This is a genomic window from Streptomyces sp. NPDC007907 (assembly GCF_042959365.1).
In the GTDB taxonomy this organism is placed as follows: domain Bacteria; phylum Actinomycetota; class Actinomycetes; order Streptomycetales; family Streptomycetaceae; genus Streptomyces; species Streptomyces indiaensis.
The window spans coordinates 841,686-864,314 of sequence record NZ_JBIBKR010000003.1; the positions used below are offsets into that span (position 1 = coordinate 841,686).

The window sequence follows — 22,629 nt, forward strand, 5'->3', positions numbered from 1 at the left end:
GACAATCGGTGCAGGGACTGGAGAGCAGACGGGGGCGGCACATCCGGAGGCACCGTGCACGGACGCGTACCGGAGGACTTGGCGGTCGTCGTCGACGCCGCCGGGGCGATCATGGTGTGGAGCGACGGTGCGCGCCGCCTGCTCGGCTACGAACCCGCCGAGCTCGTGGGCAAGGCCGTGACCGACCTGCTCGCCGCGGGTCTCCCGGAGTCCACGCGGCGGCACGTGGAGGAGGGGCGCCGGTGGGTCGGTGAGGTCGCGCTGCGGCACCGGGACGGCGACCGGATCGTGGTCCGGGTGCAGGGGACGCCGCTGCTGGACGCGGAAGGCCGGCGGCTGTGGCTGGTGACCGGCACCGCACCGGTGTACCCGCCCGTGCGGACCGAGCGCGGGCACGCGCCCCTGTGGGACCTCGCGCTCGGCCAACTGCCCGTACCGGTCGCGGTCTACGACCGGGACGCCCGGCTGGTGGGCGCCAACGACATCATGAGCGAGGTGATGGGCCGCTCCGAGGAGGAGATGAAGGGCCTGACCCTGTGGGAGATGGAGCCCAGTCCGCCCTTCGACACCTACGACCGCCTCCAGCGGGAAGTGCTGCGCACCGGCGAGATGATCTTCCACGAGCAGTACGCCACGGCCCCGGGAGAGGTCCGGCCGCACGCCTGGTCCATGTTTCTCTCCCCGCTGAAGGACGGGACCGGCACGGTCCAGGGCATGTCCGCGACCGTGTTCGACACGACCGAGCAGTCCTGGGCCCGGCGCCGGCTGGCGGTGATCAACGAGGCCAGTCTGCGGATCGGGAGCACCCTCGACGTGCACCGGACGGCCGAGGAAATGGCGGAAGTGGCCGTCACCGCGGGGTTCGCGGACTTCGTCACGGTGGATCTGCTGGAGTCCGTGCTCCGGGGCGACGAGCCGTGGCCGTTGCCGCCGGACACGCCGGTCACGCTGCGGCGAGCCGCACAGCAGTCGGTGCTGGAGGGCTGCCCGGAGTCGGTGGTGGGCGTCGGCGGGACGGTCCACTACCCGGTGGGGACGCTGCCGCTGCGGACCCTGGCCGCCGCGCGGGGCGCCCGGCACCGGCCGGGGGATCCGGAACTCCTGGAGTGGCTCAAGGCCTCCCCGGCCCGCGCCGAGACCGTGACCAGGCACATGATCCACTCGGTGATGATGGTGCCGCTGCGAGCCCGGGGCGTCACACTGGGCCTGGTGCACTTCCTGCGCCACCGGACCCCGGACTCGTTCAGCGAGGACGACCTGCTGCTCGCGGAGGACATCGTCGCCCGGGCCGCGGTGAGCGTGGACAACGCCCGCCGCTTCACACGCGAACGCCGCACGGCGCTGGCACTCCAGCGCAGCCTGCTGCCCGAGCGGCTTCCGGACCTGGCGGCGCTGGACATCGCCTACCGCTACCTGCCGACCGGGGCCGGGGCGGACATCGGGGGCGACTGGTTCGACGTGATCCCGCTGTCCGGCACCCGGGTGGCCCTGGTCGTGGGCGACGTGGTGGGCCACGGCATCCACGCGTCGGCGACGATGGGCCGTCTGCGGACCGCCGTACGGACGCTCGCGGACGTCGACCTCGCCCCCGACGAGCTGCTCACCCAGCTCGACGACCTCGTCATCCGGCTCGACCGGGAGGAGGGGCCGGAGGTGCGCGGGGAGGAGACGTCGGGGCAGGTGGGCGCCACCTGTCTGTACGCCGTGTACGACCCGGTGTCCCGTCGCTGCACCATGGCCCGCGCCGGGCATCCGCCGCCCGCGCTGGTCACGCCCGACGGCGGCGTACGGTTCCTGGACCTGCCGGCCGGTCCGCCGCTGGGCCTGGGCGGTCTGCCGTTCGAGGCCTCCGAGGTCCGACTCGAGGAGAACAGTCTGCTCGCCCTCTACACCGACGGTCTGATCGAGGCGTCCGGCCACGACGTCGAAGTGGGGACCGCCCTGCTGCGCCAGGCCCTGAGCAACCCCGCGGACGGGCTGGAGGAGACCTGCGAGCAGGTGCTGCGCACGCTGCTGACCGGACGGCCCGCCGATGACGACGTGGTGCTGATGCTGGCGCGGACGGCCGTGCTCGACGCCGGGAAGGTCCGCACCTGGCAGCTGCCACCGGACCCGGCGGCCGTGGCCCGGGCCCGCAAGATGGCCGGCGAGCAGCTGGCCCAATGGGGCCTGACGGAGGCGGAGTTCGCCACCGAGCTGATCGTCAGCGAGCTGGTCACCAACGCGCTGCGGTACGGCGGCGCCCCCATCGAACTGCGGCTGATCCGCGACAGGACCCTCATCTGCGAGGTGTCCGACGGCAGCAGCACCGCACCGCATCTGCGGCGGGCCCGGGTCTTCGACGAGGGCGGGCGGGGGCTGCTGCTCGTCGCCCAGCTCGCCGAGCGGTGGGGCAGCCGCCAGACGGCCACGGGCAAGACCATCTGGGCGGAACAGCCCCTGCCCGCCGGGGCGTGAGCCCGGCTACCGCGTGTCGACGATGCCTCCGGTCACCGCGATGACCTCGCCGACGGTGTAGCTGGAGTCGGCGTCGGAGGCGAGGTAGACGTACGTCGGCGCGATCTCCTCGGGCTGGGCCGCGCGTTCCAGCGGGGCCTCGCTGCCGATGTGGGCGAGCCCGTCCGGCGGCATGTGCGGGTCGGCCTCGTTGAGGGGCGTCCAGGTCGGGCCCGGCGCGACCACGTTGGCGCGCACGCCCCGCTTGGCCAGGTGCGTCGCGACGGACTTGGTCAGGGTGATCAGCGCGGCCTTCGACGCCGCGTAGTCGATCATCGTGGTGCTGCCCTTGAGGGCCTCCTCGGTGGCGGTGGCGATGACCGCGTCACCGGGCCCGAGATGCGGCAGGGCCGCCATGAGCAGGTGGAAGTACGCGTAGACGTTCGTCTTGAACGTCAGGTCGAAGTCCTCCGCGGTCAACTGCTCCAGTTCCAGTTTGCTGTTGAGGTAGGCGGCGTTGCTCACCAGGATGTTCAGGCCCCCGAGTTCCGCCACCGTCCGTTCGACGGCCTCGCGGCAGAACTCCGGGTCGGTGAGGTCGCCGGGCAGCAGCAGACAGCGCCTGCCCTGCTCCTCCACCTCGCCGCGCACGCGCTCGGCGTCGACCTGCTCTTCGGGCAGGTGGACGACGGCGACGTCGGCGCCCTCGCGTGCGTACAGCAGCGCCACGGCCCTGCCGATGCCGGAGTCACCGCCGGTGATCAGTGCGGTCTTCCCCTCCAGCTTCCCGCCGGCCCGGTAACGGCTCGCCCGGTAGCGCGGCTTGGTGCGCATGTCGGCCTCCAGGCCGGGCCACCGCTGCTTGTCGGAGTCGTAGGGCGGGTCCGGCTCGGACACGACCTGGGGTGCGGACTTTTCCTGCTCGGGCTGCACATCTTCCCCTTTGCCGGGTTCGTCCACGGCGTGGCCCGGTTCACCGGCCACGCCGTCCTTGTCCGCCCCGCGTTCCCGGCACAGTGGCAGGCATGTCTCCTCTCGCCCGCTACGGGCGCGGTGCCCGAAGCGGAATGCCGACGGGCCCGACGGGTACTCCGACGATCTTGCAAGCCGGCCTTCGGGCCGTACGCCGTCGGAAGGAGAGCCGTGTCTGACGAGACGGTGAAGAACGTCTTCGTGATCGGGCTCGACGAGGCCAACCTGCCCACGCTCCAGGAGGTCCCGGGAGCCGACCAGCTGCGTTTTCACCAGCTGCTGACGATCGAGGAGCTCCAGGTCGGCGAGGTGGACCTGCCGGCCCTGTTCGACAAGGCCCGGGGCGTGCTCGACGCGTTCGACGGCAGCATCGACGCGATCGTCGGCTACTGGGACTTCCCGGTCAGCACGCTCGTGCCGATGCTGAGCGAACGCTACGGCACCCGCAGCACCAGCCTGGAGTCGGTGGTCAAGTGCGAGCACAAGTACTGGAGCCGGCTGGAACAGCAGAAGGTCACCGACCGGCACCCGCGGTTCGGCCAGGTCGACCTGTCCGCCGAGCCGCCGCGCCCGCCGGAGGGCGTGAACTACCCGATGTGGCTCAAACCGGCCCTCTCGTACTCCTCAGAACTCGCCTTCGGAGTCGATGACGAGGAGGAGTTCCACAAGGCCGTCTCCGAGATCCGCGGCGGCATTTCCCGTATCGGCCGCCCCTTCGAGCACATCCTCGAACGCCTCGACCTGCCCCCGGAGATGAACGGCGTGGGCGGGCGGGTCTGCCTCGCGGAGGGGTCGCTGTCCGGCGTCCAGGTCGCCGTCGAGGGCTATGTCCACGAGGGCGAGGTGACCGTCTACGGGGTCCTGGACTCCATCCAGTACCCGGACTCCCCCTGCTTCCTGCGCCACCAGTACCCCTCGATGCTGCCGCCCCCGGCCATCGCGCAACTGCACGACGTCAGTGAGCGGGTGATGCGGCAGATCGGGATGGACTCGGCCACCTTCAGCATCGAGTACTTCTACGACCCGCGGACCCAGGAGATCAATCTGCTGGAGATCAACCCCCGGCACTCCCAGTCGCACGCGGAGCTGTTCCACTACGTCGACGGCGTGCCCAACCACCACTGCATGGTCCGCCTCGCCCTCGGCGAGGACCCGCGCATGCCGCACGGCGAGGGCGAGTACGCGATGGCCGCGAAGTGGTACCACCGCTGGTTCACCGACGGTGTGGTGCGCCGGGTGCCGGGCCCCGAGGAGATCGCCCGCATCGAGCGGGAGACCCCGGGCGTGCGCATCGAGGTCGTCCCCGCGCAGGGCGACCGGCTCTCGGACCTGCCCGGGCAGGACAGCTACAGCTACGAGCTGGCGCACATCTACACCGGCGGGGCCGACGAGGCGGAGCTGCGGGCGAAGTTCGACCATTGCGTGGCCGCCCTGGGCCTGGCCTTCGAGGACGCCCCGGCCGAGGCCGACGCCCCGCGAAAGTGAGGAGCACGTCACTTCCATGCGTTACGTGACCAACCTGCCGTACGAGACGAAGGAAGAAGAGCACGTCACGATCCCGATGTCGGACGGGGTCCGGCTCTCCGCGCACATCTGGCGCCCCACCTCCTCCGACCAGGAGCCGGTGCCGGCGGTGCTGGAGTACATCCCGTACCGCAAGCGCGACCTGACGGCCGTGCGGGACTCGATCCACCACCCCTACCTGGCCGGGCACGGTTATGCCTGTGTCCGCGTCGACCTGCGCGGCACCGGTGACTCGGAGGGGGTGCTGCGCGACGAGTACCTGGAGCGTGAGCAGGCGGACGCCGAGGAGGTCCTGGCCTGGCTGGCGGAGCAGCCCTGGTGCGACGGCGGCACGGGCATGATGGGCATCTCCTGGGGCGCGTTCGCGGCGCTCCAGGTGGCGGCCCGCCGGCCGCCGTCCCTGAAGGCCATCGCCATCGCGTCCTTCACCGACGACCGGCACGCCGACGACATGCACTACATGGGCGGCGCCCTGCTGTCGGACAACCTGGCCGAGGCGGGCACCATGTTCGCCTACGGCACCTGCCCGCCCGACCCGGCCGTGGTGGGCGAGCGCTGGCGCGAGATGTGGCACGAGCGGCTGGAGAACACCGAGCCGTGGGTCCTGGAGTGGCTGCGCCACCAGCGCCGCGACGACTACTGGCGGCACGCCTCGGTGTGCGAGGACTACACGAGCGTGCAGTGCCCGGTCCTGGCCTCCAGCGGCTGGGCGGACGGCTACTCCAACGCCGTGACGCGGCTGCTGGGCAACCTGGATGTGCCCCGCAAGGGGCTGATCGGGCCCTGGTCGCACAAGTTCCCCCACCTCGGGGAGCCCGGGCCCGCGATCGGCTACCTCCAGGAACTCGTGCGCTGGTGGGACCACTGGCTCAAGGGCGTCGACAACGGCGTGATGGACGGCCCCATGCTGCTGGCGTGGATGCAGGACAGCGTGCCGCCGTCCACCTCCTACGAGGAGCGGCCCGGCCGCTGGGTGGGTGAGCCGGACTGGCCGTCCCCGCACATCCGCCCCGTCACGCACCCCCTCAGCCGGCACACGATCGGGCCCGCGCGGGACGACACGGCGACGGTGCCGGAGGCCGGTGCGGCGATGACCGTGCGCTCGCCGCTGTCCGTCGGACAGTTCGCGGGCAAGTGGGCCTCCTACAACGCGCCGCCGGACCTGCCCTACGACCAGCGCGAGGAGGACGGCGGTTCCCTCGTCTTCGACACCGAGCCGCTGACCGAGCAGGTGGAGATCCTCGGCTCGCCGAGCGTGGAACTCGACCTGTCGGTGAGCGAGCCGGTCGCCCTGGTGGCCGCGCGGCTGTCCGACGTGAGCCCCGACGGCGCCGCCACGCGCGTCTCCTACGGCATCCTGAACCTGACGCGCCGTGACAGCACGGAGTCCCCCGAGCCGTTGGAGCCGGGCCGGCGCTACCGGGCCACCATTCCGCTGAACGGTGTGGCGCAGGCGTTCCCGGCCGGCCACCGCATCCGGCTGTCCCTGTCGACGTCCTACTGGCCGCTGGCCTGGCCCGCGCCGAAGCCGGCCCTGCTCGGCGTCCACGAGCACTCCAGCACGCTCACCTTGCCGGTGCGGCCGGTGGACGAACCCGACGAGGTGCCGTCCGCGCCCTTCGGCGAGCCCGAGGGCACTCCCCCGCTCGCCATGACCCAGGTGACGCCCCCGGAGGAGCGCTGGGACGTCAAGCGGGATCTGATCGACTACCGCTCCGAGCTGGACATCGTGAAGGACCGGGGCACGGTCCGCTTCGAGGACATCGGCCTGGAGTCGGGCCGGCGCGCCCACGAGCGCTACACGGCGGTCGCCGACGACTTCACCTCGGTCGGCGGCGAAACCACGTGGACCATGCGGTTCCGGCGGGACGACTGGGACGTGCGGGTGGTCACGCACACCAAGCTCAGCTGCGACGCGTCGGACTTCTTCGTCGACGCGACCCTCGACGCGTACGAGTCCGACCGACGGGTCTTTTCCCGCACCTGGAACGAGAAGGTCCCCCGCGACCTGCTGTAGCCCGCCCCTCTCGGCCGGGAGGCACGGCAGCGCTTCCCGGCCGAGGGTGGCCTCATGTACACCTCGCGGCTCTCCGGCCATGTGGACGCTCCCCGCGCCGGCGGGTGCCGGCCGGGATGCGCGCTGCACGCGTTCGACGCCCTCGTCCTCATGGCGCACGAGGGCATCCCCGACGCCGTGCCTGCCGCGGACCACGAGACGGGCACGCGCATGACCCTGGCGAACCTGGCCCGGCTCGTGGAGACCGACCGCTCCTCCTGAAGCCGCATTCCCGCCCGTATCCGCTTATTCCGCCCATTCCTCGCATTCCCCGCATTCCTTGTATGCGGAAATGACGTGCTTCGAAAGTGATTCACCCAGCGCTTCCAGCGCTTCTCTGTGCACCCGTGCGCCCCCTTGGAGAAAGGGTTCGCCAAGTCGACGGCCCGTTTGCACTGGGCAGGACACGGGGGCAAGCGCCGCATCGGCGGAACTCACCGTTTTCCCAGGTCGACTGAAACGGGTGGTATGCGATGAACGGCTACGTCCCTGAATCGGAACAGGCATGGACGGTTGGTACTGCTCCAGGCATATTCCCATCCATCAGCCACGGTATCGCCTTGTTCCGTCGGCCGATGGAGTTTTTGAAATCTCTTCCCTCGCAGGGCGATCTGGTCGAGATACGCCTGGGCCCCCAGCGGGCGTGGATGGTATGCCACCCGGAACTCGTCCACCGGATGCTCCGGGACACCCGTACGTTCGACAAGGGCGGACCGCAGTACGACAGGCTCCGGGCGCTGATGGGCGACGGCGTCGTCACCTGCCCGCACGCGGAGCACCGGCGTCAGCGCCGGTTGCTGCAGCCCACGTTCCGCCCCGCCCGCGTCGCCGCGCAGACGGACGTGATGGCCGAGGAGGCCGCGGCACTGTGCCGGGACTGGCGCACGGGGCAGCGCATCGATGTCAGTGCCGCCACGCTGAGTCTGACGACCCGGCTGATCAGCAGATCGCTGCTGTCCGACGCGCTCGGCCCGGCCGCGACCGACGAGGTGCGGCACTGCCTCGCCGCCATCGTCCGGGGCCTGTTCGTCCGCACGGTCGTACCGGTCGACGCCCTGTTCCGGCTTCCCACGCCCGCCAACCGCCGTTACCGGCAGGCGGTGGAGCGGGTACGCGAACTCATCGCCTCGGCCGTCGACGAACGCCGCCGGGGCACTCCCCGCGACGATCTGCTGGGGCTGCTGCTCACCGCCGCCGGGACCGGCGGAGCCCCGGTCACCGACCGGGAGGTCCACGACCAGTTGGTGTCCCTCCTGCTCACCGGTTCCGAGAGCCCTTCCATGTGCCTGGCCTCCGCCTTCAGCCTCCTGGCCCAGCACCCCGAGGTCGAGCGGCGGCTGCACGCCGAGGTGGACACCGTCCTCGCCGGCCGGTTACCCGCCGTCGACGACCTGCCGCGGCTGGTCTACACCCGGTCCGTCCTCACCGAGACGCTGCGCCACTCCCCGCCCGGCTGGCTCTTCACGCGGGTCACCACCCGGGAGACGGAGTTCGCCGGACGCCGGCTGGCTCGCGGGACCACGGTCCTGTACAGCCCCTACCTCCTGCACCACGACCCCGCGTCGTTCCCCGAGCCCGACCGGTTCCTGCCCGAGCGCCGGCTGGACGGCGAGTCCGCCGCCGGTCCGCACGGGGCGCTGATCCCGTTCGCCGCGGGCAGCCGCAAGTGCATCGGCGACCTGTTCTCCATGGCCGAGATGACGGTGGCCCTGGCGACCGTCGCCGGTCGCTGGCGACTGCGGCATCCGGCCGGACGGATCGCGGCCCCGCGCCCGGGGGCGACGCTGGGGCCGAGGTCCCTGACCATGATCTGCACGCCGCGGGCGGACGCACCGGGCGGCACCATCCCGCACGCCGTCACCCTCGCACCCGGAGCCATGACCGCGGTATCCGGCACGGAGAGCACCCGGAGGGACGGTGACAACGGTGTCGACCACACATGAGGAGAGGGCGCCCGTCGCGCAGGACGTGCTTCCCGCGTCCCCCCTGGTGGAGCTGATCGACACGCACCTGTACATGCCCTATCCGTTCCGGCGCAACCCGCACGAGCCGGCGGCCGCGGCGGGCGTCGACGCGTGGCTGCGCACGACCGGCCTGAGCGACGAACCGGGCGTCGCGGCCATGATCTCCCACACCCGCCCGGCCGAACTCGCCTCCTACAACAGCCCGGACGCCGACCCCGGCATCCTGCAACTCGTGGCCCACCAGATCGCCTACCAGTTCGTCTTCGACGACCGGGCCGAGGAGGTCGGGCGGCACCGGCCCGGCCGGTTGCTGCCCATGCTGGGCGAGAGCATCGCGATCCTGCGGGACGACGCACCACCCGGCACCCCTCTGGGAGCAGCGCTGTCCGACCTCTACCGGCAGGTCCGCGAACGGTGCACCCCCGCACAGGCCGCGCGCTGGGCGTGGAAGAGCCGCGAGTACGTGCACGGGCTGCTGTACGAGGCGGTGGCCCAGACCCATCCCTCCCCCCTGCGGTCCGGGCTGTGCACCTCGATACGGTCCCTCACCGCGGGCGTCGAGCCGTTCCACCCGCTGTGCGAGGCCGCCCAGCCGTGCGAGCTGACGTCCGAGGAACTCCATCACCCGCTCATGCGGCGCCTGAGCCGGCTGTCGGCCGACGCCGCGGTGTGGATCCCCGACCTGTTCTCCGCCGTCAAGGAGCAACGCGCCGGCCAAATGATCAATCTGGCGCTCGCCTACCAGCGGGCCCACCAGTGCCCGCTGCCGGTGGCCGTCACCCTGGCCATCCAGCAGATCAACCGCACGATCCGCGAGTTCGAGAGGCTCCACGCCGAGATCGCACCGGAGTTGAGCCCTTCGGGCGTCGGCTACGTGGACGGCATGGCGGGCTGGATCCGCGGCTGCTACTACTGGTCCCGCACCGTCCCGCGCTACGCGGACGCGGCGACTGAGGTGCTGCGGTGAGAGAACCCGCCGTCCGGGTGCGTGGCGCGTGCCCATTCAGGCCACCGTACCCGCCCGGCCCGCGTCTCACGCGGCTGTAGCAGGTCATTCACCCTTCTTCGTCGTGCTCGTTCCAGAATGCGGAAAGGCGCCCATCGGGAGGCGTACGCTCGCGCTGCCTCCCGATGGCCGACGACAGGAAGCGGTACGGCACATGGCGCACGAGCTGCGGCAATCCACGCCCGAGAACCGGCCGTTGCTCGAGCGCCGCAAGGAGCTCCGCGCGCTCGACTCGGCGTTGGTCGGCCTGCGGGACACCGTCGACGGCGTGCCCCAGGCACCGCGCGGTGGGCTGCTCGCCTTCACCGGTCCGGCCGGGATGGGCAAGACCTCCCTGTTGACGGAGGCCCGCGCCCGTGCCCGGGAGCAGGGGTTCACCGTGCTGTCGGGCCGAGGCGGTGAGAAGGAGCAGGGGCTGGCGTTCCATCTGGTGCGCCAGGTCGTCCAGCCCGCGCTGGCGTCGATGGACGAGGACGGGCTCCGTGCCTTCCTGGGCGGCTGGTACGCCATCGTCGGCTCCGCTCTCGGGCTGGTCGCCCCGCCCGGCGGCCATGTCCCGGACCCGACCGGGGTCCGGGACGGTCTCGACTGGGTGATGACGCGCCTGGCGGTGACGAGGACGCCCATGGTGCTGCTGCTGGACGATCTGCACTGGGCGGACGTCGAGTCACTGACCTGGCTGGCCTCGTTCGCGCCGCGGGCCGTGGACCTGTCGCTGCTGATCGTCGTCGCCTTCCGGCCCGACGAACTGCCCCTGGAGGCGGCGGCGTTCGGATCCGCGGCCGATCTGGGGACCCGTCCCTTCACCCTGGCGCCGCTCAGTTCCGCGGCCGTGGCCCGGATCGTGCGGGACGAGGTCGGTGAGGAGGCCGAGGACGCGTTCTGCGAGGAATGCTGGGAGATCACCGGCGGGAGCCCGTTCGAGGCGGTGGAGCTCTCCATCCGGCTGGGCGAACGCAATCTGCGGGGCACCGGCGAGGACCTGCCCACGATGCGCGATCTGGCCGCCGCGGTGAAGGGGCCCGGACTGATCGAGCGGCTCCAGCACCTGGGCACCACCACCGTCCGCTTCGCCTACGCCGCGGCCGTCCTCGGGCAGGCCATCTCCCCGGAACTGGCCGCCCGCATCGCGGCGATCGGCGGCACCGCGGCGGCCGAGGCCACGGAGAAGCTGCGCACCGCCCGCGTCCTGGCCGACGGCGACGGGTCCGGCGAGACGCTGGAGTTCCTCCACCCGCTGATCGCCACCACGATCTACCGGTCCATCAGGCCGAGTCTGCGGGAGGGCCTGCACAACGCGGCCGCCGAAGCCGTCCGGGCGGCCGGGCTCGGCTGCGCCGCCGCGGCCCGGCACCTGCTGGAGGTCCCCTGTGAAGGCAGCGCCGAGGCCGTGGCCTGCCTGCGGGAGGCCGCCCGTGAGGCCCTGCACTCCGGCGCCCCGGAGGCGGCCCGACGGCTGCTGAACCGGGCTCTGCAGGAACCGCCGCTGCCGGAGGAACGCGCCGCGCTGCTGCACGAACTGGCCTGCGCGACCTTCCTCATCAAGCCGACGGCGACCGTGACACACCTGCGGGAGGCGCTCGCGGAACCGGGCATCGACCCGGAGCTGCGTGCCTCGATGGTGTACCGGCTCACCCAGGCCCTGGCCCACACCGACCGGATGGCGGAGGCCGCGACGGTGGCCGCGGACGAGGCGCGGCGGGCCGCCCATCCCCGGATCCGGCTGCGGATGCAGGCCGACCACTTCGTGTGGAGCGCGTTCCGCACCGACGAGGCCGACTCGTCGAGCCGTTCGCGCAGGCTGGCCCGGCTCGCCGACCGGCTGCCGGGGCGCGGTCCGGAGGAGCGCTACCTCCTCGGGGCGCGCGCCTGGGACGCGATGATGCGCGGCGAGCCCCGGCAGAAGGTCCTCGCCTACGCCGAGAAGGCCCTGCGCGGCGGACTGAGCTGGACCCATGAGAACCGCGGGTTCGAGGTACCCGTCTCGGTCGCACTGGTGTTCATGTACTGCGACCAGCCCCGACGGGCCGAGGAACTGTTCGCGCGGGGCATGGCCGAGTGCGAGTCGAAGGGCTGGCGCGGCTCCCACCTGGCCCTGGGCCAGACGCTCTCCGGGTACATCCGCTACCGCCGCGGCTGCCTGGCCGAGGCCGAGAACCTGGTGCGGGAGGGCCTCGGCATCGCAGACCGGGTGGAAGGCGCGGTGCCCGCCCAGTGGTTCGCCATCGGCATCCTGATCCAGACCCTGCTGGCCCGGGGCCGCGTCATCGCGGCACGCCGGCTGGCCGACAGGTACCACTACGGCGACGTCATCCCGAACGCCGTCATCTACCCCGACCCGCGCACCGTCTACGCCGATTTGCTCCTGGCGGAGGGCCGGCCCGCGGAGGCCGCCGATCTGCTGACCGGCGTCGGGGAGTGGCTGGAGGGCCGGGAATGGCGCAACCCCGCGTGGTGCCCCTGGCAGCTGGGACTGGCCTCGGCCCTGTCGCGCACCGCTCCCGACCGGGCGGTGCGGCACGCCCGGGACGCGGTGAAGCGGGCCCGGGACTTCGGCGCGGCCTCCGCGATCGGCCAGGCCCTGCACGCGCAGGCGGAGGTGACGGGCGGTGAGGCGGGGCTCGCTCTGCACGCGCGGGCCGTCGACCAGCTGCAGCAGTCGCCCGCCGCGTACGAACTGGCCCGTGCCCTGGTCGGCCACGGTGCCGCCCTCGCCCGCGACGGCCGTCTGCACCAGGCCGCCGACCGGCTGTACCAGGGTCTGGAGGGCGCGGTGCACTGCGGTGCGGAGGGCCTGGCCGCCCGGGCCAGGAGGGAACTGTCCGCGGCCGGGCTGCGGCCGCTGCCGTTGCGTTACGCACAGACGGACACGCTCACCGCGCAGGAGCGCAAGGCGGCCGAGATGACGGTCGGCGGCCACGCCGCGGCGGTCGTGGCCAAGGAACTGCGCCTCACCGAGGAGGGCGTGCGGCAACTGCTCTCGTCCGTCTACCGCAAGATCGGCACGGACGCGGCGGGCCTGGCCGCGGCACTGGAGTCGTTCCCACGCCCGCGACCGTGACAGCCGACCACATACCGCCCCGCCGACCGGCGCCCGGGGAGGTCCGCACGGCACGGGGACCGGCTCGGACCGCGCCGCACTCACCCCGTGCCCGGCTCGCGTCGGAGGCGTTCCGCGGGCGCTTCGCCCGCAGACCGAGGCCGCGGTGAAGGCCGCCGTGGCCGGTGGGGACGCCCGGGTGTCCTTCATCGGCACGACCGGCCGGCTGGGGTCGGGCGACCTGACGGACCCGGTGCACCCCCACGAGCGGGGACGCCGGGCCATCACCGACCGGCTCGCGCCGGTCATCGCGGCGCGGATCGGATCGTAGCGGGGCCCGAGGCGGCGGGGGCGGGCCTCACATCGCGCCGGGGCTCGCTCCTCCCTTGAGGCGTTCCAGGTCGGAGGGGCGGACCTGGATGACCACCAGGGCGATCAGGGCGGCGATTGCGGTGAAGATCGCGGCCATGATGAAGGCGGCCGAGACGCCGGCGGTGAGGATCTCGTCGGACCAGGGTTTGGGCAGTTCCCCGGTGCGCTGGAAGCGGATGCGTTCGGCCGGGGTCGCCTGCTGGAGGAAGTCCGGGACCTGCTTGTCCGCCTCGTTGGTGCTGGCCGTGCCGAACATCGTGACCAGGATCGACAGGCCGAGGGAGCCGCCGACCTGCTGGGTGGCGTTGAGGAGCCCGGAGGCCGCCCCCGTCTCCGGTGTGGGGACGTTGGACAGCGCCATCAGGGTCAGTGACACGAACTCCATGCCCATGCCCAGGCTGAAGACGAGCATCGGGCCGAGGACGCTGCCCGCGTAGGTGGAGTGGACGTCGGTCAGGGTGAGCCAGGCCAGGCCGGCCGCCGCCAGGATCGCGCCCACCACCATGAACGGCTTGGGCCCGTAGACGGGCAGGAACCGCGAGGCCAGTCCGGCTCCGACGGCGATGACCGCGCTGACCGGCAGGAAGGCCAGTCCGGCCGCGAGCGGGCTGAACCCGAGCACGTCCTGCACGAAGAGCGTGAGGAAGAAGAACATGCCGAAGATGGCGGCGGCCAGACACAGCATGATGCCGTAGGTGCCCGCACGGTTGCGGTCGGCGAACATGTGCAGCGGCGTGATGGGTTGTTTCGAACGCCGCTCGATCATGATGAAGACCGCCAGGACCACGACCGCCCCGGCGAACGAGGCGAGGGTCAGTGCGTCCCGCCAGCCTTCCTGCGCTGCTCTGATGAAGCCGTAGACGAGCAGCACCATGCCCGCGGTGGAGGTGAGTGCGCCGGCGATGTCGAAGCGCCCGGGGTGGCGTTCGGACTCCTTGATGAAGCGCGGTGTGGCGAGCACGATGAGCAGGCCGATGGGCACGTTGACGAACAGCACCCACCGCCAGTTCAGCCACTCCACCAGCATGCCGCCGGCGAGCAGGCCGATCGCGCCGCCCCCGGCCGAGACCGCGGCGAAGACACCGAAGGCGCGGTTGCGTTCCGGGCCCTCGCGGAAGGTGGTGCTGATCAGAGCGAGGGAGGTCGGGGAGGCGATGGCGCCGCCCACGCCCTGCAGGGCGCGTGCGCCGAGGAGTTGGCCGGAGTTCTGGGCGAAGCCGCCGAGCAGGGAGGCGAGCGCGAAGAGCAGCACACCGAAGATGAAGACCCGCCGCCGGCCGAGGATGTCGCCGGCCCGGCCGCCGAGCAGCAGCAGACCGCCGAAGGTGAGCGTGTAGGCGTTGACCACCCAGGACAGGCTGGTGGTGGAGAAGTCCAGCGCGCTCTGGATGTGCGGCAGCGCGATGTTCACGATGGTGATGTCGAGGACCACCATCAATTGGCACGAGGCGATGACGAGAAGTGCCATCGTATGGCCGCCACCACGGGATTCCCTGGTGGCGGTCGCCTGTGGTGAAGCCGGCTGCGGGCTGCTGCCTGCGGTGTCCACCGTTCGACGGTACGCCCGGCCCCCATACCCCACCACTCGATCACAGGCGGCCTCGGACGGCGGCTCACCGGGGCCGTTCGGGCGTGCGAACCGCTCGAACTGAAAAGTCGGCGGTGTGCGGTGATAATCCGATCAAGGTGCTCTGATGGGCCGCGTCCGGCGGAGAGGAGCGATGGTGATCCGCGTTCTTCTCGTCGAGCGGAGTCGTCTCGTGCGGGGAGCGTTCGCCGCTCTGCTGTCGCGGGAGGACGACATCGAGGTCGTCGCCGAGGCCGAGGGCAACGGCGACGTGCTGGCGCGTGCCCTGGTGTACCGGCCGGACGTGGCGGTGATCGGCGTGGACTCCAGGGAGGGCGAGGAGGTCGCCGTCCGGGGTGAGCTGCGGGCGCGGCTGCCTGACTGCCGGATGCTGCTGATGATGGCCTCCACGACCCCCGAGCGGCTGCGCCGCATGCTCGATCTGCACGCGGCCGGTGTCATCAGCACCAACGCCCCGCCGGACCGGCTGGTCCACGGCGTCCGCAAGCTGGTGAGGGGGCAGCGGTTCGTCGACCCGGAGTTCGCGCTGGCCGCGCTGGACGCGGGAGCCAACCCGCTGACCCCGCGCGAGGTGGAGGTGCTGCGGCTGACCGCCGACGGGACGCCCACCCGGGAGATCGCCGAGCGGCTGTTCCTGTCCGCGGCGACGGTCCGCAACCATCTGTCGGCGATCACCCGGAAGACCGGCGGACGCAATCGGATCGACGCTATCCGGATCGCCACGGAGTCGGGCTGGGTCTGAGCCCCGCTCCCCCGCCCCCGCCCGGTGCGCCCGTGGCGGAGGAACCGACGGGGAAAGCGAGGGGTCAGTGAGGGGCAACGGCCCCTGACACGGAAACGGCCGGGCAGGTCATCGGGGTCTACCTGCCCGGCCCCCGTGGGCCCTCGCGCCCTTTCCCGGGTCCGCGATACGAGCATCGCAGCACGGGAGCGCCGCCCACCAGCACCATTTGTCACGTGTGCGGTGTGAAGGTGTCATCGGGGGACCGTGAGGAACGCCGGTACGGGATGGGCGTTCGACTCGGTCCCCGCATCTCAGCGGCCGCCGCGGATGAGGCCCGTCAGATAGCGCCACAGCGAGGAGCGCTGCCGGGCGGAGGGGTCGGGCAGGACCTCTTCGGCAACCCCGGGAGCCGGGTCGTCCGTCCACGGCCTCGGGGGCGGCGCGGAGGCGAGCTCGTAGCGGACGGGTAGGGAGCGCAGGCCTCGCATGAACGGTGATGAACGCCAGGGCAGTTGGTCGGCGGGCAGGGCGAGGTCGAGGTGGTCGAACCGCTCGAAGAGGCGTCCCACTCCGGCCGCCGCGACCGTCGAGGCGAGTTCCCGGGCCGGGCACTGGCGCGGTCCCGCTCCCCAGGACAGGTGGGCCCGGGTGCTGATGGCGGTGCCGGAGGCGACGTGGTCGGCGAAGAGGGGGTCGGCGTGGGCGGCGCCCGGGGAGACCCACACCGGGTCGCCGGCCCGGATGGTGTGGTTGCCGAGCGGGGTGTCCCGGGCCGCGAAGCGCGGGACGAAGTTGACCAGCGGCGGCTTGCGCATGACCACCCGGTTCATGCTCTCCCTGACCATCCCGGCGGACAGGCTGGCGCGCACGCTGCCCTCACCCGATATGACCTCCACGACGGTGTTCGAGATGAGGATGCCGACGTGGTCGGACGTCATGCCGAGCAGCATGAACAGCTCGCGGGCGAGCTGGTCGAGCGAGAGGTCCGGGTGGGCGTCCAGCAGGTACGAGGGGAAGTCGTCACCCGGCTTCTCCAGTTTGCGCGCGGCCAGTTCGGCGAGGGTCGCCAGCAGGCGCTCCAGCGCGGCCTCGGCATCCGGGCCGGCGTCGAGCACGCGCCACATGTCCATCAGGGCGTCGTCGCCCTGCGAGCCGGGGAAGCCCAGCAGATGGCTGGCCACCATCAGTGGCAGCGGCCGGGAGAACTGCGCGGACAGGTCCGCCACACCGGTCCTGCCGCCCTGTCCGACGAGGGTGATCAGTTCGTCGGCGTAGGCGGTGACGGCGGACTTCAGGCGCTTGGCCTGGGGGTGGCGGGGGTCCTGGAAGGGCTTGAGGGCGACGTCCCACGCGGTGCGCAGCGGCCGGTAGCCGGAGCCGCCCTGGATCAGGATGTGGTTGACCTCCAGGGAGGGGCCGAGCGGCCAGTCGGCGGGGACCCTGCCCTCGGTGCGGGCCCGCCAGTTCTCCAGGCCCTTGGGCCAGCCGTCGTCGTCCTGGAGCACCTCCAGGGACTCGCGGTAGCCGAGGACCAGCCAGGCCGGCACGCCCAGGAGGTCGACCGGCGCGACGGGGCCGTGCCGCTGCCGGAGCCGCTCGTACACGAGCGCGGGACGCGTCTCGTAGTCCCTGGTCAGCAGCGGTTCGGGCCGGAGCGACTCCAGGCTCGTGCCGTCCAGGTCCACGGAACCGCCGTCACCCCGCTGGGATTCCATCCTCTTGTCACCCTCCGACACGCCCTGTACCGGCACACCATCAGCCGGCAGCCGAAACGGTGGGGACCCTACCCCAGCGTGAACTCGCGGGTAACGACGGGGGTGGGGTGGCGGGGACGGCCGGAGTGCTGGTCAGGCGGCGGTGTAACCGAGTTGACGGCGCATGTAGGGGGTCAGGAGGCTCTTCGCCTTGGCCAGGGTGGTGGTACGGCTGCCGAGCACCGCGGTCTCGCCACCGGGCACCGGCAGCACGGTCAGTCCGTCGGCGGGCCCGAAGGGCACGATGAGCGGGGTGCGCCGGGTCGGGCGGTAGAGGCGGGACTCCTTGCGGTGCCTGCCCGAACTCAGCAGGTAGCCACGGATGTTGTGGGCGGCCGTGTCGGCCTGGGCGAGGGCGGCGGGGGTGACCTTCAGTTCGCTGACGTCGTTCACGTCCCCGACGGCGAACACGTCCGTCCTGCCTGCGACCCGGAGCGTCCGGTCGACCTTCACACGGCCGGCTCCGTTGAGCCAGTCGCCGTGTCCGGCCAGGCGCAGCCAGAGGGTGTTGGGGGTGGTGCCCGTCGCCCAGAAGGACAGGTCGGCCTCGACGATCGTGCCGCGGGCGTCGCGGTAGGTGCCGAATGCGGTGCCGGGCGACATGAAGGAGTCGAGGCGTACCTCGACGTCGTGGGACTCCAGCCAGGCCAGGGCCTTGCGTCCCGGGCGGGCCGGGCCCGCGGAGCCGAGCAGCGCGGATCCGGAGTGGGCGAGGGTGACCCGGGCGTCGGGGCGGGCGAGGCGGATCTCGGCGCTGAGTTCGACGCCGCCGGGGCCGCCGCCGACGACCAGGACGTGCTCGGCCGTGGCGATGTCGCGTTGGTGCTCGGCGAACGACTTGGCCGCTTCCTCGGTGGTGGTGCCGGTGAAGCGGGCCGGCTCCGGATAGTCCGCGCCGGTGGCGATCACGACCACGTCGTACGGCAGGCGCTCGCCGGTGGCGAGGACGACCTGGCGCTCGGCGGTGTCGATGCGGACGGCCTTGCCGGTGACGACCCGCCCATGGCGCAGCAGCCGGTCGTCGGGGATGAAGGGCGTGTGGGTCCACTCGGGGCGTACCCCGGCACGCAGGGAGGCGACGCGGTGGAAGAAGACCTCCTTGCGGTCGACCAGCGTGACCCGGGCCGCTCCGTCGAGCCGCCTGGCCAGCCGGACACCGGCGTAGCCGCCGCCGATCACCACTACGCCGTCGTACACACCGAGTCTCCTGTACCTCGTGGGGGGGGGGAGCGAGAGCCGCCGCGGGCCCCGCTCGGTCGACCCCCGGCGGCCACTCGACTGACGCGACAGTAGCGTTTGAAAGTTAAAGGGACTCCGAGGTTTCGTGCACGTTCCGTAAAAGGATCTGAGCCTGACGACCGTCACTTGCCCCAGATCTTCCGGTAGGCCTCCCGATATCCCGAGGGGTCCCAGGCGGTGGCGCCTTCGCTGTTGCCGGCGGTGGCGATGTGCACGGGGGGCACGTACCCGCTGTCCGGGCGGCCGGAGAAGGCGCGGTTGAACTCGTCGACGATCTGCCAGCCCTGGAGGGACAGCGGCTCGGGCACGGTCGCGGCCTGGTACTGCCTGCTGTTGATGCGCTGGAAGGCGGACGGGTCGCCGTCGCCGGCCCCGATGTTGAAGGGCGGGCCGGAGCCCTTCTCACCGGCGGCGCGGAAGGCGGGGGCGGCGTCGGCGAAGTACAGGTCGTTGATGGCCACGGAGTGCGTCCAGCGGTCCTGGAAGCGGGAGAGCAGGGAGGAGATCTCCCGGGGGGTGCGGCTGCTCGCGTCGGGGATCGGGATGTTCTCCACGGAGAGCAGCCGCACCCCCCGACAGGCGGCCAGTTCCTTGCGGATCAGGTCGGACTTGTTGCGCGCGAAGGGGATCGACGCGTCGGTGATGAGCACGACCCCGGCACGGCCGTCGGAGTCCGAGATGATCCACTGTGCGCTGATGCGGGCCACGTCCCGGACCCGGGTGGTGACGTTGGTGAAGAGGTCGGGCCGGCGGCTGGGGCCCGGGTCGGGGACCGCGTGCCAGCCGATGAGCGGGATGCCCTGTGCGGCGGCCCGGGCGGTCTGCTGGGCCGTCGAGTCGGGGTCGAACCCGCCGATGACGATGCCCGAGGGCCGCAGGGAGACGGCTTCGCTCATGGCCGCCTGGATGCCGGCCGGGGTGCCGCCGCCGTCGATCACCCGGACGTCCCACCCGATGGCCCGGGCGGCGTCCCGTACTCCGTTCGCCGCGCCCGCGACACCGGGGTTCGTCATGGTCTGGGCGACGTAGACGAGGTTCTTGCCGGACACCGCCGTGGGGCCGCTGGTGGGCCCTCCCCAGGGGATGTCGGTCCGCTCCGCCCGGGTGACGGCGTCCCGGGCCCGGGCGTGGACGGCGGGGCAGCCGCTCGGGCCCGTGGTGGTCTCGTCAGCCTCGTCGGAGGAGCCGCGTTCGCAGCCGGTGAGGACGGCGGCGGTGGCCAGCAGGGCGCAGGAGGCGAGCCGCGCGGTGCGCACGGCAGGGGCGGCCTTGCGGGTGTGGTGCACGGGAGCTCCAGTGAGGGATTGACGCGAGGGGCCTGCCGGGGGGTCAGGGCGGGCCGGTGCCGCCCTGGTGCGCGGGAGCGGACGGGGGCGGCGCGGCGGGAGTGTCGCGCGCGGCGCCCCCGCTCAGCCGGCGGCGGGCGGCGTAACCGGCCAGACCCACGGCGATCAGCAGGGTCCCGCCGTTGAACAGCGGGACCGTCCAGAACTCGGCTCCGAGCTGGGCGACGCCGGTGAGGCCGACGGCCAGCACGGCGACAGCGACGACGGTGCCGAGGGCGTTGGGCCGGCCGGGCTTGATCGCCGTGGAGCCGAGGAGGGCGCCGACGAAGGCGGGCAGCAGATAGTCCAGGCCGACGCTCGGGTTGCCGATCTGCTGCTGGGCGGCGAGCAGCACACCGGCGAAGCCGACGATCAGGCCCGAGACGGCGAACGCGTAGACGGTGTACCTGCGGGTCGGGACGCCCACGAGGTCGGCGGCCCGCGGGTTCGACCCGACGACATAGAGGTACCGGCCGAGCGGCAGCCGCTCCAGCACCAGCCAGAGAACGGCCGCGAGGGCGAGCACGTAGAAGGCGGGCACCGGGAGGCCGAGGAAGGAGGAGTCGTAGAGGTCGGTGAACGCCGGGGGCAGGCCCTGCGGCCCGGGCACGATCCGGCCGCCGTCGGTGATCCAGCCGGTCACGGCGTACATCATGCTGCCGGTGCCGAGGGTGGCGATGAAGGAGTCGATCCGGCCGAACTCGACGACGACGCCGTTGAGGACGCCCACGACCAGCCCTCCGGCGATCACGGTGAGGCAGGCGAGCGGCCAGGGCCAGCCCTCGTTGACGATGAGCTGCAGCACCATCACATGGGCCAGGCCGAGGCCGTAGCCGATGGAGAGGTCGAACGCTCCGGTGACGACGGGCACCATGGCGGCGAGCGCCAGGACCGCCGGGATCGACTGGTTGGAGAGGATCGAGTCGAGGGTGTCGAGCGTGGGGAAGGTGTCCGGCAGGGCGAGGGAGAAGGCCAGGTAGAGCAGGGCGGTGAGGGCGAGCAGGCCATAGGCGCCGATGTGGTGGCCGCCGGGCCGGCGCCGCGGCCGGGGCGGGGGTGTCACGGGCGCCCGGCCGGGGACGGGGGCATGGCCGAGGCCGCCCGGGTGAGTCCGGCGACGGTGAGGGCGGGGCCGCTCAGCTCGGCCGTCACGGTTCCCCGCACGAAGACCAGCGTGCGACGGCACACGCTCGCCACCTCCTCGAAGTCGGTGGACAGCAGCAGCACCGCGAGGCCCGCGTCCAGCGCCTCGTGGAGCAGGAGATGGATCGCGGCCTTGGCGCCGACGTCGACGCTCGCGGTCGGCTCCTCAAGGATCAGCAGCCGCAGGTCCGTCCGCAGCCGGCGGCCGAGCACGACCTTCTGCTGGTTGCCGCCGGACAGGGTGGCGACGGGCGTCTCGGTGTCGCGGGGGCGCACCGAGAAGCGGTCGAGCAGGGCCTCGGCCCGGGCGCGTTCGCCACGGGGGCCGATCCAGCGCGGTGCGGATCCGCCTCCCGCGCGCGGGTCGGCCAGGAGGTTCTCCCGCACGGTCAGCTCGGCGAAGCAGCCCTCACGCAGCCGGTCGCCCGGCACCAGACCGACTCCGCGGCCGACGGCCTGCGCGACGGTGCGGGGCCGGTACGGCCGCCCGTGCAGCACGGCCCGTCCCTCCAGGAAGGGGCGGGCGCCGGCGAGGGCGCGGCCGAGGTCCATGTGTCCGGCGTCGGACAGGCCGACCAGCCCGAGGACTTCCCCGGCGGCGAGGGCGAGGCTCACGGGCCCGGCCCGGGCGGTGCGCACGCCGTCGAGGGTCAGGACGGGGGCTGCCCGGTCCGCCGCGCCGGCGGGCCGGTGGGAAGCCGGTTCGTCCGTCTCGCCGACGATGTCGCGGACCAGCCGCTCGGGGCTGCGGCCGGCGAGTCGGCCGTGGCGGACGAGCCGGCCGTCGCGCAGGACGGCGAAGGTGTCGGCGACCCGGTAGACCTCGTCCAGGCGGTGGCTGACGTAGAGGATCGCGTGTCCGCGGTCGCGCAGGTCGTGCAGGACGCGGAAGAGCCGGGCGCAGTCCGCGGCGGGCAGGCGGGCGGTCGGCTCGTCGAGGACGATGAGCCGGGCGCGTGCCGCCAGGGCACGGGCGATCGCCACCAGGGAGTGGTCGGCCGGTGAGAGGTCGAAGACCTGCGCGTCCGGATCGAGGTGCGCGGCGACGACGCGCAGGGCCTCGACGCTGCGCGCGCGGGTGCGCCGCCAGGAGATCAGCCCCGACCGGCGCCCGTACCCGGCGGTCAGGGCGATGTTCTCGGCGACCGTCATCCACTCCACGAGCCCGAGGTCCTGGTGGATGAACGACATGGCCCGGGTGGCGGTGGGGCTGCCCAGGGGTTCTCCGGCGACGGTGACCTGCCCCGCTTCGGCGTGGTGGACACCGGCGAGGATCTTGATGAGTGTGGACTTCCCGGCCCCGTTGGGCCCGAGGAGGGCCAGGACGCTGCCGGGGTGGACGTCCAGGTCGGCTCCGGCCAGCGCGACGGTGCCGCCGAACCGCTTGCTGAGTCCGCGGATCCGGACCAGGGGTTCCGGCCCGAAGGGTGAAGCCGTCTCCGGGGGCGTGTCGGGAACGTCGCGCACGCGATCAAATTACAGCATT

General features: G+C 72.4%; 15 protein-coding genes and 1 pseudogene. 9 read left to right on the top strand and 7 right to left on the bottom strand.

The window, feature by feature from the left end:
• Positions 1-54 precede the first annotated feature (54 nt).
• Positions 55-2,457 carry a SpoIIE family protein phosphatase gene (locus ACFZDI_RS15275; RefSeq protein WP_391250792.1) on the top strand — a complete coding sequence of 801 codons (2,403 nt, stop codon included), beginning with the start codon at positions 55-57 and terminating at the stop codon, positions 2,455-2,457.
• 6 nt (positions 2,458-2,463) lie between these two features.
• Here ACFZDI_RS15275 and ACFZDI_RS15280 read toward each other — a convergent pair whose 3' ends face one another.
• A complete protein-coding gene (locus ACFZDI_RS15280) occupies positions 2,464-3,369 on the bottom strand; it encodes an SDR family oxidoreductase (RefSeq protein WP_234749646.1) in 906 nt (301 codons plus the stop codon).
• Between the two features lie 210 nt (positions 3,370-3,579).
• Between ACFZDI_RS15280 and ACFZDI_RS15285 the strand changes: the two genes are divergently transcribed.
• From ACFZDI_RS15285 to ACFZDI_RS15315, 7 genes and pseudogenes are all read left to right on the top strand, one after another.
• Positions 3,580-4,893 carry an ATP-grasp domain-containing protein gene (locus tag ACFZDI_RS15285; RefSeq protein ID WP_391250794.1) on the top strand — a complete coding sequence of 438 codons (1,314 nt, stop codon included), beginning with the start codon at positions 3,580-3,582 and terminating at the stop codon, positions 4,891-4,893.
• 16 nt (positions 4,894-4,909) lie between these two features.
• Positions 4,910-6,949: a CocE/NonD family hydrolase gene (locus ACFZDI_RS15290; RefSeq protein WP_391250796.1), complete on the top strand. Its 2,040-nt coding sequence runs from the start codon at positions 4,910-4,912 to the stop codon at positions 6,947-6,949.
• 144 nt (positions 6,950-7,093) lie between these two features.
• Positions 7,094-7,210, top strand: a pseudogene (locus ACFZDI_RS15295) (polyketide cyclase); the annotation flags it as partial.
• 353 nt (positions 7,211-7,563) lie between these two features.
• Positions 7,564-8,931 carry a cytochrome P450 gene (locus tag ACFZDI_RS15300; RefSeq protein WP_391250798.1) on the top strand — a complete coding sequence of 456 codons (1,368 nt, stop codon included), beginning with the start codon at positions 7,564-7,566 and terminating at the stop codon, positions 8,929-8,931.
• Entirely contained in the window at positions 8,915-9,919 is a 1,005-nt protein-coding gene (locus ACFZDI_RS15305; protein WP_391250800.1) for a (-)-alpha-amorphene synthase, read from the top strand. Before ACFZDI_RS15300 ends, ACFZDI_RS15305 begins: the two co-directional genes overlap by 17 nt.
• Before the next feature lie 193 nt (positions 9,920-10,112).
• Positions 10,113-13,019 carry an AAA family ATPase gene (locus ACFZDI_RS15310; RefSeq protein ID WP_391250802.1) on the top strand — a complete coding sequence of 969 codons (2,907 nt, stop codon included), beginning with the start codon at positions 10,113-10,115 and terminating at the stop codon, positions 13,017-13,019.
• Between the two features lie 157 nt (positions 13,020-13,176).
• The gene (locus ACFZDI_RS15315; RefSeq protein ID WP_391250804.1) at positions 13,177-13,329 is read left to right on the top strand and encodes a hypothetical protein; all 153 of its coding nucleotides are present in this window, start codon (positions 13,177-13,179) and stop codon (positions 13,327-13,329) included.
• Positions 13,330-13,356: 27 nt separating this feature from the next.
• Here ACFZDI_RS15315 and ACFZDI_RS15320 read toward each other — a convergent pair whose 3' ends face one another.
• A complete protein-coding gene (locus tag ACFZDI_RS15320) occupies positions 13,357-14,838 on the bottom strand; it encodes an MFS transporter (protein WP_391250806.1) in 1,482 nt (493 codons plus the stop codon).
• Between the two features lie 253 nt (positions 14,839-15,091).
• On the opposite strand from ACFZDI_RS15320, the gene ACFZDI_RS15325 reads away from it, so the two are divergent.
• Positions 15,092-15,700 carry a LuxR C-terminal-related transcriptional regulator gene (locus ACFZDI_RS15325; RefSeq protein WP_391250809.1) on the top strand — a complete coding sequence of 203 codons (609 nt, stop codon included), beginning with the start codon at positions 15,092-15,094 and terminating at the stop codon, positions 15,698-15,700.
• Positions 15,701-15,993: 293 nt separating this feature from the next.
• On the opposite strand, the gene ACFZDI_RS15330 is transcribed toward ACFZDI_RS15325, so the two are convergent.
• The 5 genes from ACFZDI_RS15330 to ACFZDI_RS15350 form a co-directional block, all read right to left on the bottom strand.
• On the bottom strand, positions 15,994-17,397 hold the full coding sequence (locus ACFZDI_RS15330; protein ID WP_234749564.1) for a cytochrome P450: 1,404 nt from the start codon (positions 17,395-17,397) through the stop codon (positions 15,994-15,996).
• A gap of 132 nt (positions 17,398-17,529) precedes the next feature.
• Positions 17,530-18,633, bottom strand: coding sequence for an FAD-dependent oxidoreductase (locus tag ACFZDI_RS15335; RefSeq protein ID WP_391250811.1), 1,104 nt, complete (start codon positions 18,631-18,633; stop codon positions 17,530-17,532).
• A 164-nt stretch (positions 18,634-18,797) separates the two neighbouring features.
• On the bottom strand, positions 18,798-19,961 hold the full coding sequence (locus ACFZDI_RS15340) for a substrate-binding domain-containing protein (protein WP_391250813.1): 1,164 nt from the start codon (positions 19,959-19,961) through the stop codon (positions 18,798-18,800).
• A 43-nt stretch (positions 19,962-20,004) separates the two neighbouring features.
• Entirely contained in the window at positions 20,005-21,063 is a 1,059-nt protein-coding gene (locus tag ACFZDI_RS15345) for an ABC transporter permease (protein ID WP_391250816.1), read from the bottom strand.
• A complete protein-coding gene (locus tag ACFZDI_RS15350; protein ID WP_391250818.1) occupies positions 21,060-22,610 on the bottom strand; it encodes an ATP-binding cassette domain-containing protein in 1,551 nt (516 codons plus the stop codon). The genes ACFZDI_RS15345 and ACFZDI_RS15350 overlap by 4 nt, the downstream gene beginning before the upstream one ends.
• Positions 22,611-22,629 lie beyond the last annotated feature (19 nt).